Below are 15,704 nucleotides of genomic sequence, written 5' to 3' on the forward strand. Positions count from 1 at the left end.
TGTGAAATCTTGAAACGAAAGCTACATGATCGTTGATAAATGTTCGACGCTAGTTAATTACTTTAAGAAAGTTTTGATTTGTTTTTTTATCTTTTGATCGTCATACGCTTGATCTTGCAGTTCAAACATATGCATGAACAAAGGCTTATCATCTATGCTTTTTTCCATAAAGATATCTTCTTTATTATCAAAAATAGACTGCCATTCTTCACGCACACCGGCCCAATAGTCATTGTGTTTTGACCACCAGTCTTGTGCGGCCTTACATTTATTGTCGTCAACTTTGGTGTACGTATTATAGCCTTTTTCTTCGGCCAGGACAACCTCATTACCTTCTTCTGTTTTTAGAATTTTTTTATTGTCTTGGTCATGCACCCAGCCAAAATCAGTAAGTTCATGTCGGTTTGTTCTCAAGGTGACATTATAGTCATCTCTTATACTAAATTCACGTCTTGGTAATGGAGCTGGAGCTGTATCTTCCCAGTAATGCTTTCCGTCCACATGCGCCCAGGAAGCTGAACCCTCATAACGTGGGCTATCATCTACTTGATATACTTTTTGTGTCCATTGTCCTATGACTTCATCATAGGGCAACTCTACATACTCCCAGTGATTATCGCCATCATATACAAATATATCCTGGTTTTGATACAACCAGTCCTGGCGCCAGTGCTTTACGATTTGCTGCTGCTCTTTAAGGCCTACAATGAGCAAATGTTGCATGGCAATTTTTTCTGGCTTGTCCTCTACCAGCTGCACCCATTCTAGGCCTCCTGAGATTTTATTCGGCGATGGTGTATACAAAGAATCTTTGGTGTGCTGAAAAGTTTCAGAAAAATTAAACTGTACTTCATAACAACCACACATAGCTTTTATGGCCTGGCGGTCTTCCTCAAATTTGGTCTGGCTCGATAGACTATGCAAGAACAACAGACTTAATAATGTAAAAAAAGTTTTCATGGCATTACGTTTTAAAATTATTGAGCAAAAATATTATTTTTATTTGGAATGAATAAAAATAGTGTAATATATTTGCTCAAAATTATTTGTAATTAGTCTAAATAGATGGATAAGCTGTCAAATACACTATTTAGTTTATTATTCTATCTTCTGACGTCTAGTGCTCTAGCTCAGGAAGGTAAGATACCCACAGACAGTTTATCCATTAATAATCTAGAAGAAGTGGTTATAACAGCAACCCGAACTGAGCGCAATAGAGAGGATATCCCCATGCCTGTTAAAGTCCTCAGCCAAGAGGTCATATCCAACACAGGCTTAAGGCGTGCAGATGAACTACTCAACGAACAAACGGGAATAACTACCATTACAGATCAAAGCGGGTTTCAAGGTATACAGATGCAAGGGATTAATTCAGAATATATCATGATCTTGATTGATAATGTACCGGTGGTAGGTAGACAGTCGGGTAATTTGGACCTCTCCAGACTAGCTCTGGGAAATATTGAGCGCATTGAAATCATCAAAGGTCCGTCTTCCAGTCTTTATGGTTCTGAAGCCCTTGGAGGAGTCATAAATATCATCACTCAAAAAGCCTCAAAAAGCAAGTTAAATTTTGGGGTAGATGCAGCCTTTGGTAGTTTTGAAACTTCCGACTTAAACTTGTCAGCTAAACAAAATTTCATACTCTGTCTTTTTAAACAGACTAAGTTCTGAGGGTTTTGATCTGGATGAAAGTCTCCCTGGAAATACCGTCGACCCTTTTGAAAATTATACATTTTCATCCAACTTAAATTATAAATTCTCAGAAGATTTAACAACCGCTATCAATTATAGATTGTTTTATCAAGATATTGATATTGCTGGTGAAAGCGAAGAATGGGACACCAATTTTACATCGATCACCCGTCATAAATGGTCCCCGAAACTCCATGCCGATTATGAAGTCTATTTCACACAATACAAAGCCAACCAGCTTGAGTTCAACCCTATTAACGATGAGATTCTCTTCAACTCTGATTTTAATCAAAGATTATTTCGTCCCGAGGTCCGCTTAACCTATGATATCAGCTCCAACCAGGAAATGATAGCCGGTATAGGCAGTAATTTTGAATTTTTAGACAGGAATTTATTCGAAAATGAAGTCAGTTTCTATTCCCAGTATATATATGCTCAACATAGCTTTTCACCTCTTCAACAAGTAGATGTTATTCTGGGAGGACGATTTGATGTGCATAGTGAATACGATTCGCAGTTTAGCCCCAAAGCTTCTGCTATCTATAAATTAAATGACCAAATCAGCATTAAGTCTTCTGTTGGCTCCGGTTTTAAGGCTCCAGATTTTAGACAATTGTATTTGGATTTTACTAACTCTGCCGTAGGGTATACAGTTGTAGGTAATCGCGTAGAAGAAGCTGTAGTAGAACGCCTTCAAAACAGCGATCAACTACTCAGTTTAACGCTTGACCTAGAGGACTTAGGACAGCCGCTGGATGCTGAATCTTCAACCGGAATAAATCTTGGGTTGAGTTATCAGAAAAATAAATTCGATTTTAGCTTAAACGCCTTTAGAAACGACATACAAAACCTGATTGACACCAGAATTATAGCCCGTAAAACCAATGGTCAGAATGTGTTTGGGTATGTTAACCGCGACAATATATATACCACCGGTGCTGAAACAGATTTGAGCTACACCTTTACTGAAAACCTAAAACTGTCTGTAGGTTATCAGTTGCTGTACGCCTTCGATAAAGAAGCAGAAGATCGCATTGATGAAGGTGATGTCTTTATAAGGGATCCTGAAACGCTAATTACAAGACGACTAGAACGTTCAGACTATTTTGGTCTGCCTAACCGTTCCAGACATTTGGCAAACTTCAAAATCTATTACAACATTCCCGAGTGGAAGGCTTTTGTCAACTTAAGATTAAACTATAGGTCCAAATATGCCTTGTTTGACACCAATGGCACCGGTCTCATCGATAATTACGATGATTCTTTTGTAGATGGCTTTTCACTACTGAATCTGACATTGAGCAAAAGCCTTTTCAAAAACTACAAGTTTCAACTTGTTGGTGAAAACATCCTGAATAATGAGCAAACGGGTTTACTCAACTTACCAGGTATACGGATAACAGGAAAAATTCAATTTCAATTATAAATTAACCCAAAAACAAAAACTATGAACACTTTAAAATTTACTCCGTTTCTTTTAGTCATGCTAATCATGATGTCATGTTCTGATGATGATGAGGTCGCTCCCTTAGCAGAAGTAGAATCCACCACTTTTGAGAATTTACATGCACCTCAGGAGGGTGGTCGAGGTGAACCTATATCCGGATCTTTTACCAAATTCGATTTTGAAACTGGTCAAATAACAGACAGTGACACCGAATGGGATATAGCCTTTAGAGGCGCCACCATTGCTGTAAATGGCGGAACAGAAACTGGTACGATAGACGAACCTGCAAGAACTTCTGATGCCGGTATTACCATAGTAAACGGCACCTTTGAAGATGTTACGGAGATTGCAGAAGACACAGGTTTTGACCAGGACAGCCAAAATGGTTTTGCCATTCCTACTGGTAGCGGGAATGGCTGGTATAATTACGATTTCACAACCAATATCCTAAGCCCGATTCCAGGCAAAATACTTTTGGTAGAAACTACTAATGCCAACTATGCAAAAGTTGAAATATTAAGTTATTATGAAGATGCACCTTCTGATATTGATCCATTTCAGGATGAGTCCAGGTACTACACCTTCAGGTATGCTTACAACCCTAATGAAAGACAAGTCACCTTTAATTAAGGCTATGAAAATCAGACCTATTTTAATCGTTATTTTACAGTTATTTCTGGGTGGAATGATGATCTATGGTAGTGTTTCAAAATTTGAAACCCCGTTTGCTGAGCCGCAGGAAGTTGTTGACAGAGCCCAGAAATACCTTGATCAGGATCTGGAACACATCAGTAAACTAGTACTCTATGTAAGTGGTATGAAACAAACCGGCTACTTATGGCTACTTTTAGGCATATCCGAATTGATCTTTGGACTGCTCGTGATCTGGAAAAAAACAAGTCTTATTGGTGGTTTACTTTTACTACCCATTACACTCAATATTTTTCTGTTTCATGTTTTTCTAGAACCTGACAATGTAGGAGAATTGTTTCTAACATTTGGCTTACTAGTAGCAAATGTCATCATTGTCTTGTTTCGTTCCAAACCTTACAACTATTTGATAACTCAATAAATAGTAGCGGTTGTAATAGCATCCTTAAACATCTCTTTAAGGATGCTTTTTTATACTGTTAGAGAAACTTGTACTATTTATTCTGATTCACCAAATCCATCAAATCTACATCGTTGCCTAAGAGTATTTCTTTAGAATTGATTCGACCAGCAGGCGTGTCGTTCTCTAATTTTAAAACCCCTCGCGGACACACCGACGCACAGATACCACAGCCGACACAGGAGGATCTTACGATATTTTCTCCTTTTTGAGCGTAAGCTCTTACATCGATGCCCATTTCACAATAAGTAGAACAATTTCCGCAGGAAATGCATTGCCCACCGTTAGTGGTGATTCTGAATTTAGAAAACAAACGCTGCTGAAATCCTAAAATTGCTGCCATGGGACACCCAAATCGACACCAAACCCGGTTACCAAAAATCGGATAAAATCCTACACCGACCACTCCAGAAAACATAGCGCCCACGGCAAAAGCATAGCTAGACCTCAAGGTTTCAGCTTCCAAAATGAAAATATTGTTGGACATTCCAGAAAAATGAAGACCGATCAAAGCCAAAATCAACACGAAAAATCCGATCGCCGCATACTTAGCGTCTTTTTGTAATTCCTGACGCTTATAAACCATCACCCAGGCAAAAACTACTGTCAATAAACTAGCCACACTGATAAGAAAGGCAGTCCCCGACAGCCAGTAATCATCATATCTGAGGTATGAATACACCACGGCTGTTGTAGAAATGACTATAAAAACAACAATGCTGTGCACCAACCAACGCTCAAGTTTCCAGGCGTTTTGGGATTTATCGCTCAAGTGGCGAAAAGGATCTCCGGCAGTTTCCGCCAAACCTCCGCAGCCACATACCCAGGAGCAATACCAGCGTTTGCCATATTTATAAGTCAAGATTGGAGTAATCACTAAAATAGAAAGCACTCCAAAAATCAGTAAGCCAATCCCGACAGTTCCAGCGCTGATGAATTCATCTACTCTGTATTGCTCGAAATTGTAGTAATTTAAAGGCCAAATATTGACCAAATTATAATAAGGAAGTGAGAAGTCATCGCCGTTGAGTCTGGCCATCACTTCAGGGATAATAAACGCAAAGCCTAGCTGAAAAAACATCACCGAAAAAGTTCGTAACCGCTGATAACTATTGTGCCGGTATTTCCAAAGAAATTTAAAGCCAAAGCCCAATATAGCTAGCGTATATAAAGTTCCATAAACAAACCATTGGCTGGCAGGATTCCCGCTCAAGGCTTTACTTAAGGGATCAAATAAAGCTACTACGCCAGTATTAGCTCCCTCACTATTCAATCCAAGAAGACTTGGATAAAAATAAAGCACGATATAAAATCCGGTGAATACCAAGCCCAAAATATAAGCCCAAAACCCTCGATTGGTTAGGGATTTAAAATACACCCCATCATTTTTGATGCCTTCCGGCTTATGAGTATAACTCGCTTTGGTGTACCAAATGATTCCCGCTGCCACAAAGACCAAAGACAAGGTTAGCCAAAGTATTTTAGGTTGGAAACCAATGTTGAAAACAGACAAGCTCATGATCAAAAGACCTGCCAGTCCAAGAGCGGTGGATAGTTTCTGTTGAACGGATAATTGTTCTGGCGCATTCCCCGTCACCGACATATTCACATCTGCACTCATATCGCTTTAGTTTTAGATTCTTCTTTAAATTTATTCTGAATTTGATTCTCGTAATTTTTAAAAAATTCAGGATCAAAATTGGCTTTTCCTAAATTTTCAATCACCTCATCTACCGTGGCGTTTTTCGTCAACCAATGGTCAAAGACCTCGTGCCGAAGCCGAATGCCGAAGGTATTGATGCCAATAAATTGTTGTGACTCCTTTTCATAATGGATATGGATACACTTCTTACCATCCTCGTGTTCCCAGTAAAAATCAGTGTGCCCTTCTTTGGGTTTTGGAAACACCCAACCATAAGTCTGGTATTCGATGTCAAAGAATTTAGCCGAATTGAACCAATGCCCAGGCTTGTATTCCATAGTATTTCCGCAAAGCGTTTGCGCTAAAGTTTCTCCCATCATTCGACCTGTATACCAAACAGCTTCAACCGGTGGTCGATTCCAAATAGGCTCCCGCTGCTCAGCACAATCGCCAATGGCATATACATCTGGCTCGCTGGTTTCCAACATTCTGTTGACCAAAACACCCCGATTTAACTCAATAGAACTCGAATTTAAAAAATCAACATTTGGGGATACTCCAGGCGTTAGGCCCACCAAATCACAATCTAAAATTTCGCCGGTTTCTTTGATTTTCACTGATTTTACTTTTCCGTTGTCATCAGTTAAAATTTCTTCAAGATTAGTATTCAGTCGTAAGTCGATATGATGTTCCCGGATGTGACGGTCAATTAATTGAGCCTCTTCAGCGGGCAAAACATTATTCCAAAAATGCTTCTCTCTCACTAAAAATGTAACGGGAATATTCCTTGTGGAAAGCATTTCTGCCAGCTCTACGCCAATCAATCCTCCTCCAATAATGACGGCGCGTTTACAAGCTTTATTATTCGGGGCCAATTCTTCTAGCTCTTCCAAATCTTGTTTGTTTACAAGTCCGATGACTCCTTTAGCATCCTGACCTGGCCAGCCAAATTTATTGTATTTGGAACCGCAAGCAATCACCAGCCTATCGTAAGCGAAACGTTCCCCAGACTCAAACGTCAATTGCTTTTGCTGAGTGTCGACATGCTTCACGTGCGCTTGCTTTAATTCCAATCTGTTTTTTGCCCAAAACTTATCTTCATAAGGCTTCAAATGGTTCCACTTCATATGTCCCATATAGACATACATCAGCGCAGTTCTGGAAAAGAAATGTTCACTTTCCGAAGAAATTATTGTGATGCGTTTATCGGATAACTTCCGAATGTGTCTTGCCAAAGTCACTCCGGAAATGCCGTTACCAATGATGACAATATGTTCTTGTTTCAAACCTTTTGGATTTTAATTGTAAAGCTAGTCAGTATTCCATTTGAATACTAAACAAAGTTCGTATAAACCAATTATTTTGAGCACAAAACCTTCAGTTGTTTATTTTTTTAGTATAAAATTGATACAATTCGTTCGGACTTGCACCACTCCATTTCTTGAAATAAATCGCCCAAAATAAAAGTTGTAATTTCATAATGCCTTTTGATTTGAACCGCCTGGCTGAAGTTGAAATCCATTCCTGGATCACGTCAAAATTGGTGTGTTTATAAAGTGGTTTTAAAATCTCATGATCCTCATAAATCAAATACTCCTCATTATAACCACCGATTTTTTCAAAAAGGGATTTGGTCACAAATAAACTTTGGTCGCCTCCCCGACAGGATCTGGCTTTGAATTTGGTCAACCAACTAATGAACATCAGCCAAGGATGTTGACTCCTGAATTTCATTTTAAAACAACCAGCTTCATGACCGTTTTTGACAGAACTTATAATCAATTCATCGAAATCTTGTGTAGGAAACGAGTCGACATGTAGAAAATATAAGATGTCACCTTTAGCTAATTTTGCACCAAAATTCATTTGTTTAGGTCTCCCTTTATGACTTTTCAAAACCTGAACTCCTCCTATAGATTTCGCTTTTTCAAAAGTCGCATCTGTGCTTCCTCCGTCGATGACTAGAATTTCTTTCACCAATCTGGACGCGCTTATTTTCTTCTGAATTTCTTGCAAGTTAGCTTCAATAATTTCAGCTTCATTATAAACAGGGATGATAATACTAAGCATTCAGTTTACTTTTCGTTCAATTTCCAGGAATACGGTAAATAACTAATAGAAGCGTTTTCACTAATTTTTTCTTTTGAATATTGATTAATAAAATCAATCACAGATTGGCCGTTTTTTTCAAAATCTGAAGCATACCATTTGAAAATTTTAGACAGTTCAACTTTCGTTTTAGAGAGTTTATTTTCTTCAGAGTTGATAAAATAACTGGCTGAAGCGTCTAATTGCTTATCCAATTTGGAAGCCACATAAGCTTCATTCAGAAGTTTCGGACAGGACTCTGAAGCACAATTCACTGCGAAATGCACCCGTGGGTCGCCCATTTTCAAAAGCATCTCTTTTTCTATGTCGTCCAGTGAGTATTCCTTATCTCCGATTTTTGCAAATTCTGTCGTAAACGGATTATTGAAGAAACCTCCAATATCTTTAATACTCTCCAAAGGATAATTCTCAACGATCAATTTGACGGTAAAAGCATTGTAAGCATTAATCAAGTAGGCTTTCTTTTCATTTTTGGACCAGGACTCTTGAGGTGGGTTTAGATTCAAAAGCTCCAGATAAGTATCAAGTTGAGTTTCGTTTTTCTTGAAGCCCTTATAATTCACATTTCCATCTAGATCAACATGGCTTTGGAGCAAAGTATTCCATTCAGAATGTTTATGCACGGTTTGGCTTTGAGTTGCTAATGTTGAAAACAATACAATGGTAAAAATGAAATTGAAGATTCTCATTAGCTTTTATTTTATGTACGGAATTATCATGATTTTGGATGTTTAGGTGTAATGTCGCAAAACTTATTTTATATGCTGTATTAAATTCAGAATAAAATTTAACTAAAGCGATATCTCTTTCTAATTTGATTAGTCTACCAAATTGGTAGAAATTATATACTTTTGGCAAAAATTAAAATGAATTGATTACTGGAAGGCAAAATAACGCCTCTAAACATTTGATAATCAATTAGAATAAGACTTGACTGATCCTATGAATGAAAATAAACTAAAAGCGATTGAAGCTTCCATAAAAGCCGGTGATGCGATTATGGAAATTTACAAAGAAGATTTTGATGTGGAGTATAAGGATGATGCTTCGCCTCTGACTGAAGCCGACAAAAATGCAAATGCGGTCATCATGTCTTTTTTGGAAACAACTTCAATTCCCATCATCAGTGAAGAAAATAAGCAGACTGCTTATGACGTACGAAAGAATTGGACTTCGTGCTGGATTGTTGATCCGCTGGATGGCACCAAGGAGTTTGTTAAGAAAAATGGTGAATTTACCGTGAATATCGCGTTAATCGATCAACAAAAATCAGTGTTTGGAGTAATTTACGTTCCTGCGCAGCGTTTGCTTTATGTAGGTGATGTAGAGGAAAAAAAGGCTTGGAAGGTTGCTGTTTCTGAAGCTGACACCGCTATCGAAACACTCATGAATTCTGCAACATTACTTGAGCCAAGCAAAGATTCTAATCCCATTCGTGTAGTTGGAAGTCGATCGCATATGAATCAGGAGACACTAGATCACATCGACGACTTAAAAGAAAAATACCAAAAGCCAGTAGAAATCGTTTCTAAAGGAAGTTCCCTGAAATTCTGTTTGGTGGCCGAAGGCAATGCCGATGTCTATCCGCGTTACGCGCCTACTATGGAATGGGACACAGCTGCAGGGCAAGCCATTTGTAAAGCTGTTGGGCTGGAAGTGATAAGCCTGGACACGAACAAAGAAATGCTTTACAACCGAGAAAATTTATTGAATGGATACTTTCACGTAAAAACTGAATTATGAGCGAAAACATCGTCATTCACGATTACGACATTTCCAGATCCAAAAGGAATAAAGTGAACGGCCACGAGTCTTTCGTGCTTTGGTTTACTGGATTTTCTGGCTCTGGAAAATCTACCATCGCCAATAAAGTTGAAGAAGAATTATTTTATAAAGGAATAAGCACTTATGCTTTGGATGGAGATAACATTAGAAGTGGTATCAATAAAGGACTTGGCTTTAGCAAAGAAGATCGACTGGAGAACTTAAGGCGAATTGCAGAAGTTGGAAAACTGTTTGTAGACGCAGGTATTGTGACCATCGCCGCCTTTGTTTCGCCGTTGATTTCAGATCGTGAACAAGTCAAAAAAATCGTAGGCAAAGAAGACCTCATTGAAATTTTTGTCGATACCTCTCTGGAGGAATGTGAGAAACGTGATGTTAAAGGCCTTTATAAAAAAGCAAGAGCTGGTGAAATCAAAAATTTCACAGGGATAGATGCGCCCTATGAAGCACCAAAAGATCCTGAAATTCATATCCAAACAGAACATACCGAAGTGGACGAAGCTGTCCAGCACATCATAAAATATTTAGAAAAAACACACAGAATATAAGCACATGAGTACATATTACTTAAATTATTTAGAAGAATTAGAATCGGAAGCGATCTTCATTTTGAGGGAAGTTTGGGCTCAATTTCAAAATCCGGTTATTTTATTTTCCGGAGGAAAAGATTCCATTTTGGTGACGCATCTGGCTAAAAAAGCCTTTCACCCCGCTAAAATTCCTTTTGCTTTGATGCACGTAGATACTGGTCATAATTTTCCTGAAGCTATCCAGTTTAGAGATGATATCGTTGAAAAACTGGGCGTCAACTTAATTGTAGGTTCAGTTCAAAAATCGATTGACACAGGAAGAGTTGCTGAAGAAAAAGGAAAAAATGCGACTAGAAATGCCTTGCAAATCACCACCCTCCTGGATACAATTGAAGAACATAAAATCGACTGTGCGATTGGCGGTGGACGTAGAGACGAAGAAAAAGCTAGAGCGAAAGAAAGATTCTTTTCTCATAGAGATGAGTTTGGACAATGGGATCCTAAGAATCAACGTCCAGAACTTTGGAATTTGCTGAATGGAAAGTATTTTGAAGGCGAGCATTTCCGAGCTTTTCCCATCAGTAACTGGACGGAAATGGATGTGTGGAATTACCTGACCAAAGAGAATATCGAAATTCCTTCCCTGTATCTAGCTCACGAACGTGAGGTTGTGAAAAGAAATGGTTCCTGGATTCCTAAGTCTGAATTTTTGAAATTGGAACCTAACGAGGAAATCGTCAAGAAGAAAATACGTTTTAGGACTTTAGGTGATATCACCATCACTGGTGGTATTGAATCTGATGCCGATACCATGGATAAAATCGTTAAAGAAGTTTCTACCATGAGAGAAACTGAACGCGGTAACCGAAGTGACGACAAGCGTTCTGAAACTGCCATGGAAGACCGTAAAAAAGACGGTTACTTCTAGATTTCTGCTTTAAAACTTTTTAAAATTCTGATTACAAAAACTGACTTACACGATGAAAATAGATAAAAACCAACTGCTTAGATTCACTACCGCTGGAAGCGTAGATGATGGTAAAAGCACACTCATAGGACGCTTACTTTACGATTCCAAATCCATTTTTGAAGATCAACTCGCTGCTGTAGAAAGCTCGAGCAAACAAAAAGGCATTGAAGGTGTGGATTTGGCCATGTTTACCGACGGACTTAAGGACGAACGCGAACAAGGCATTACCATAGATGTCGCTTACCGTTATTTTACCACTCCAAAACGAAAGTTTATCATTGCCGATACCCCTGGTCATATCCAATACACCAGAAATATGGTAACCGGTGCTTCCACTGCCAATGCTGCAGTTGTCCTCATCGATGCCAGACATGGCGTGATCGAGCAAACTAAAAGACATACCTTCATCGCTTCATTATTGAATATTCCTCACATTATTGTTTGTGTGAATAAGATGGATTTGGTCGACTATTCTGAAGAGACGTTTAATAACATCGTAGAGCAATTCGAAGAGTTTTCTTCCAAATTACTCATTAAGGATGTGCGTTACATTCCTATAAGTGCTCTGAATGGTGATAATGTTGTGAATCGCTCAGAAAATATGTCCTGGTTCCAGGGCTCACCGATGTTACACGAATTGGAAACGCTACACATTAGTAGTGACATCAATAAAATTGATGCGAGATTTCCTGTTCAAACCGTGTTGAGACCTCAGCGTAAAGGTTTTGAAGACTACAGAGGCTATGCGGGGAGAATTGCTAGCGGAATTTACAGAGTAGGCGATGAAGTAGCTGTTCTGCCCTCAGGATTTAATTCTAAAATTAAGTCGATTAACTCTGGAGACAAGGATGTTGAAGAAGCTTTTGCACCCATGTCTGTGGCCATGACCCTTGAGGACGATATCGACATCAGTCGTGGGGATATGATTGTAAAAATGAACAATCAGCCGGAACTATCTCAGGAATTTGACGTGATGTTGTGCTGGTTGAACAATTCTCCTGTAAAACCAAGAACCAAGTACACCATCATGCACACTTCCAACGAGCAGAAAGCAGTAATCAAAGACATCGTTTACAAAATGGATGTCAATACCTTCAAAAGAAATGAGGATGATAAGGATTTAAAGATGAATGACATCGCTAGAGTGAAATTGAAAACTTCACATCGCTTGATGCTGGACAGCTACAGAGATAATCGAAATACAGGAAGTGTGATTTTGGTGGATGAATCGACCAAAGAAACCGTTGCTGCTGGCATGATTGTTTAAGTAAAGGGTGCTGGCAAGTCGCCTAATAGTTACATACTGTTGAACTACGCTGAAGAGTTGATGTTATCCTTTATTCAATGTCCGTTTAAAGGTTAGGAAAGATACTCAAGACTAAACTCAAAATAGACCTCACAGGTTTTGAAATCCTGTGAGGTCTTGATTTGTTTCAGGGTTTTTTAGTTTTTAATAAATTCAATCCGGCTTCAGGTGAACGAAGATTTTGAAAATTCATCACAGCTCAAGTTTATCTTCCACAAACGATCCCAGCATTTAATTTAACTTGATGAATTAAGCTTATGGTCTATTCGACCTAAGGATAACGAAGGCAAAATCAGAAAATTTAGAGAAATAGTATTGAATTTTGGCTTGAAAAATTAAAGGTTAAAAAGTTATTTTAAGAGTTAGTATTGAGCTCAGATGCTGAAACAAGTTCAGCATGACAGAATGAAATTATTATTGACTTTTTTTGTAAATAATTGAGAGCCAAGAATTAGTTATTCATTAACAAAGTCCTACTTTTGCAGCATCTAAAAAAGAATCTTATAATGGCTCAAGCAAAAGGAATAAAATCTGCTTTAATCTCGGTATACCACAAGGAAGGCTTAAGACCTATAGTGGAAATTTTAAACCAACTAGGTGTAAAAATTTACTCCACTGGTGGCACTGAAAAATTCATAACAGATCTTGGCATCAATGTCATTCCTGTAGAGGACATCACTTCTTATCCTTCTATTTTGGGTGGACGAGTAAAAACGCTACATCCTAAAGTTTTTGGAGGTATTTTAAACCGTGGTGAAAATGCACAAGATCAGGAAGAATTAAAGTCTTACGATATTCCTCAGATTGATTTAGTTATCGTTGATTTATATCCCTTTGAAGATACCGTAGCTTCTGGAGCGAATGAACAAGATATTATTGAAAAAATCGATATTGGAGGTATTTCGCTTATCAGAGCAGCTGCTAAAAACTTTAAGGATGTGCTTTGCGTGTCCTCAAGACAAGATTACTCTTCTTTAGAAGAAATTCTGAAAGAAAACAAAGGCGTTGTAAGCCTTTCACAAAGAAAGAATTTTGCAGCCAAAGCTTTTCAAATTTCATCGCATTACGATACAGCTATTTTCAATTATTTCAACACCACTGAAGCCATTCCTACTCACAAGCAAAGCTTTGACAAAGGGAAAGAACTTCGCTACGGCGAAAACCCACATCAGCAAGGTTTTTTCTTTGGAGATTTTGAAAAAGTTTTCAATAAACTACACGGTAAAGAATTGTCTTACAACAATCTGCTGGATGTAGATGCTGCTGTCAATTTAATGTCAGAATTTCATGGAGAAGACCCAACTTTTGCTATTCTTAAGCACAATAATGCTTGCGGATTGGCTCAAAGAAATGCTATTCACCAAGCCTATCTAGATGCTTTAGCTGGAGATCCCGTTTCAGCGTTTGGTGGCATATTGATTTCAAATTCAGAGCTAGATAAAGCTACTGCAGAAGAAATTCATAACCTCTTTTGCGAAGTTGTGATTGCACCTAGCTTCACAGATGAGGCGCTGGAAATCCTAACCAAAAAGAAAAACCGAATTATTCTGGTTCAGAAAGAATTTCAATTTTCAGACAAAATCGTTAGAACTTGTCTCAACGGTGTTTTAGTTCAGGATAGAGATGCAAAAACTGATGCTGTTGAAGATTTAAAAACAGCTACAAAACTATCACCTAGTGATACTCAGGTGGAAGATTTATTATTTGCTTCCAAAATTTGTAAGCATACCAAATCCAATACGATTGTACTGGCAAAAGACAAGCAATTGCTAGCAAGTGGGACTGGACAAACTTCAAGAGTTGATGCTCTGAATCATGCGATTGAAAAAGCTTTGAGCTTTCAGTTTGATTTAAAAAATTCTGTGATGGCAAGTGATGCTTTCTTTCCTTTTCCAGATTGTGTGGAGATCGCCGGAAATGCTGGAATCACTTCTGTGATTCAACCAGGAGGATCCATAAAAGACAAATTAAGTGTCGATTATTGTAATGAAAATAATATTTCCATGGTGATGACAGGAACACGTCATTTTAAGCATTAATTAATTAACTTTATCCTCTTCAAATAACATACTCATGGGATTTTTTGATTTTCTTACCGAAGATATAGCTATAGATTTAGGAACTGCAAATACACTTATCATTCATAATGATAAAGTAGTTGTGGATAGCCCGTCGATTGTAGCCCGAGATCGATTAACTGGAAAAATTATCGCGGTAGGAAAAGAAGCTGCTATGATGCAGGGAAAAACGCATGAGAATATAAAAACTGTCCGTCCATTGAAAGATGGAGTTATTGCAGATTTTGATGCTAGTGAACAGATGATAAGTATGTTCATCAAAGAAATTCCAGCTCTCAAAAAACGTTTGTTTACGCCTTCTCTTCGTATGGTTATTTGTATTCCGAGTGGGATAACAGAAGTGGAGATGCGCGCTGTAAAGGATTCTGCAGAACGTGTCAACGGTAAAGAGGTTTATTTGATCCACGAACCCATGGCTGCGGCTATAGGTATTGGTGTCGATATCATGCAACCTAAAGGAAACATGATTGTGGATATTGGTGGAGGTACTACAGAAATTGCAGTGATTGCACTTGGTGGAATCGTTTGCGATAAATCTGTGAAAATTGCTGGAGATGTTTTTACTAATGACATCATCTATTTTATGCGAACTCAGCATAACCTTTTCATTGGAGAACGCACTGCTGAAAAGATCAAAATACAAATAGGTTCTGCTACAGAAGATCTGGAAACAGCTCCGGAAGACATGAGCGTTCAAGGACGAGATTTGTTGACTGGAAAGCCTAAGCAAGTGGAGATTTCCTTCAGAGAAATAGCTAAAGCTCTTGATAAGTCTATTTTGAGAATTGAAGATGCTGTGATGGAAACATTATCACAAACACCTCCAGAGTTGGCTGCAGATATTTACAATACAGGAATATACCTCGCCGGTGGTGGTTCTATGTTGCGTGGTCTTGACAAACGTTTATCTCAAAAAACAGACTTACCCGTTTATATAGCCGAAGATCCATTAAGGGCCATTGTAAGAGGAACAGGGATCACACTAAAAGATCTGGAAAGATATAAAGCTGTTCTTCTAAAATAAGTTTAAG

The 15,704-nt window shown here is 38.3% G+C and carries 15 protein-coding genes; 10 read left to right on the forward strand and 5 right to left on the reverse strand.

What is annotated here, in order from left to right:
- Positions 1-57 precede the first annotated feature (57 nt).
- Positions 58-960: a DUF6607 family protein gene (locus tag LB452_RS03455; RefSeq protein ID WP_224460326.1), complete on the reverse strand. Its 903-nt coding sequence runs from the start codon at positions 958-960 to the stop codon at positions 58-60.
- A 105-nt stretch (positions 961-1,065) separates the two neighbouring features.
- Between LB452_RS03455 and LB452_RS03460 the strand changes: the two genes are divergently transcribed.
- Genes LB452_RS03460 through LB452_RS03475 form a run of 4 tightly spaced genes read left to right on the forward strand, consistent with a single transcriptional unit; the run spans position 1,066 to position 4,214 of the window.
- Positions 1,066-1,674 (forward strand): TonB-dependent receptor plug domain-containing protein, encoded by a 609-nt coding sequence (locus tag LB452_RS03460; RefSeq protein WP_224460327.1) that lies wholly within the window; start codon positions 1,066-1,068, stop codon positions 1,672-1,674.
- Positions 1,675-1,684: 10 nt separating this feature from the next.
- Complete coding sequence (locus tag LB452_RS03465) at positions 1,685-3,121, forward strand: TonB-dependent receptor plug domain-containing protein (RefSeq protein WP_224460406.1); 1,437 nt, start codon at positions 1,685-1,687, stop codon at positions 3,119-3,121.
- A gap of 21 nt (positions 3,122-3,142) precedes the next feature.
- A complete protein-coding gene (locus LB452_RS03470) occupies positions 3,143-3,772 on the forward strand; it encodes an HmuY family protein (RefSeq protein ID WP_224460328.1) in 630 nt (209 codons plus the stop codon).
- Positions 3,773-3,776: 4 nt separating this feature from the next.
- Complete coding sequence (locus LB452_RS03475) at positions 3,777-4,214, forward strand: DoxX protein (protein WP_224460329.1); 438 nt, start codon at positions 3,777-3,779, stop codon at positions 4,212-4,214.
- Positions 4,215-4,287: 73 nt separating this feature from the next.
- Here LB452_RS03475 and LB452_RS03480 read toward each other — a convergent pair whose 3' ends face one another.
- From LB452_RS03480 to LB452_RS03495, 4 genes are all read right to left on the reverse strand, one after another.
- Complete coding sequence (locus tag LB452_RS03480; protein WP_224460330.1) at positions 4,288-5,874, reverse strand: 4Fe-4S binding protein; 1,587 nt, start codon at positions 5,872-5,874, stop codon at positions 4,288-4,290.
- Positions 5,871-7,181: an NAD(P)/FAD-dependent oxidoreductase gene (locus LB452_RS03485; RefSeq protein ID WP_224460331.1), complete on the reverse strand. Its 1,311-nt coding sequence runs from the start codon at positions 7,179-7,181 to the stop codon at positions 5,871-5,873. The genes LB452_RS03480 and LB452_RS03485 overlap by 4 nt, the downstream gene beginning before the upstream one ends.
- A gap of 91 nt (positions 7,182-7,272) precedes the next feature.
- Entirely contained in the window at positions 7,273-7,965 is a 693-nt protein-coding gene (locus LB452_RS03490; RefSeq protein WP_224460332.1) for a TIGR04283 family arsenosugar biosynthesis glycosyltransferase, read from the reverse strand.
- Between the two features lie 5 nt (positions 7,966-7,970).
- A complete protein-coding gene (locus LB452_RS03495) occupies positions 7,971-8,693 on the reverse strand; it encodes a DUF547 domain-containing protein (protein ID WP_224460333.1) in 723 nt (240 codons plus the stop codon).
- 253 nt (positions 8,694-8,946) lie between these two features.
- Here LB452_RS03495 and cysQ point away from each other — a divergent pair, with 253 nt between their 5' ends.
- The 6 genes from cysQ (at position 8,947) to LB452_RS03525 (ending at position 15,697) form a co-directional block, all read left to right on the forward strand.
- On the forward strand, positions 8,947-9,747 hold the full coding sequence (cysQ, locus tag LB452_RS03500) for a 3'(2'),5'-bisphosphate nucleotidase CysQ (RefSeq protein ID WP_224460334.1): 801 nt from the start codon (positions 8,947-8,949) through the stop codon (positions 9,745-9,747).
- Positions 9,744-10,337, forward strand: a complete 594-nt coding sequence (gene cysC, locus LB452_RS03505; protein ID WP_224460335.1) for an adenylyl-sulfate kinase — start codon at positions 9,744-9,746, stop codon at positions 10,335-10,337. The genes cysQ and cysC overlap by 4 nt, the downstream gene beginning before the upstream one ends.
- A 4-nt stretch (positions 10,338-10,341) precedes the next feature.
- Positions 10,342-11,247: a sulfate adenylyltransferase subunit CysD gene (gene cysD / locus LB452_RS03510; protein ID WP_224460336.1), complete on the forward strand. Its 906-nt coding sequence runs from the start codon at positions 10,342-10,344 to the stop codon at positions 11,245-11,247.
- Positions 11,248-11,299: 52 nt separating this feature from the next.
- Entirely contained in the window at positions 11,300-12,556 is a 1,257-nt protein-coding gene (locus LB452_RS03515) for a sulfate adenylyltransferase subunit 1 (protein ID WP_224460337.1), read from the forward strand.
- A 545-nt stretch (positions 12,557-13,101) separates the two neighbouring features.
- Entirely contained in the window at positions 13,102-14,634 is a 1,533-nt protein-coding gene (gene purH, locus LB452_RS03520; RefSeq protein WP_224460338.1) for a bifunctional phosphoribosylaminoimidazolecarboxamide formyltransferase/IMP cyclohydrolase, read from the forward strand.
- Between the two features lie 34 nt (positions 14,635-14,668).
- On the forward strand, positions 14,669-15,697 hold the full coding sequence (locus LB452_RS03525) for a rod shape-determining protein (RefSeq protein ID WP_224460339.1): 1,029 nt from the start codon (positions 14,669-14,671) through the stop codon (positions 15,695-15,697).
- Positions 15,698-15,704: the final 7 nt, after the last annotated feature.

Source organism: Psychroflexus longus (genome assembly GCF_020164595.1).
GTDB classification, from domain to species: Bacteria; Bacteroidota; Bacteroidia; order Flavobacteriales; family Flavobacteriaceae; genus Psychroflexus; species Psychroflexus longus.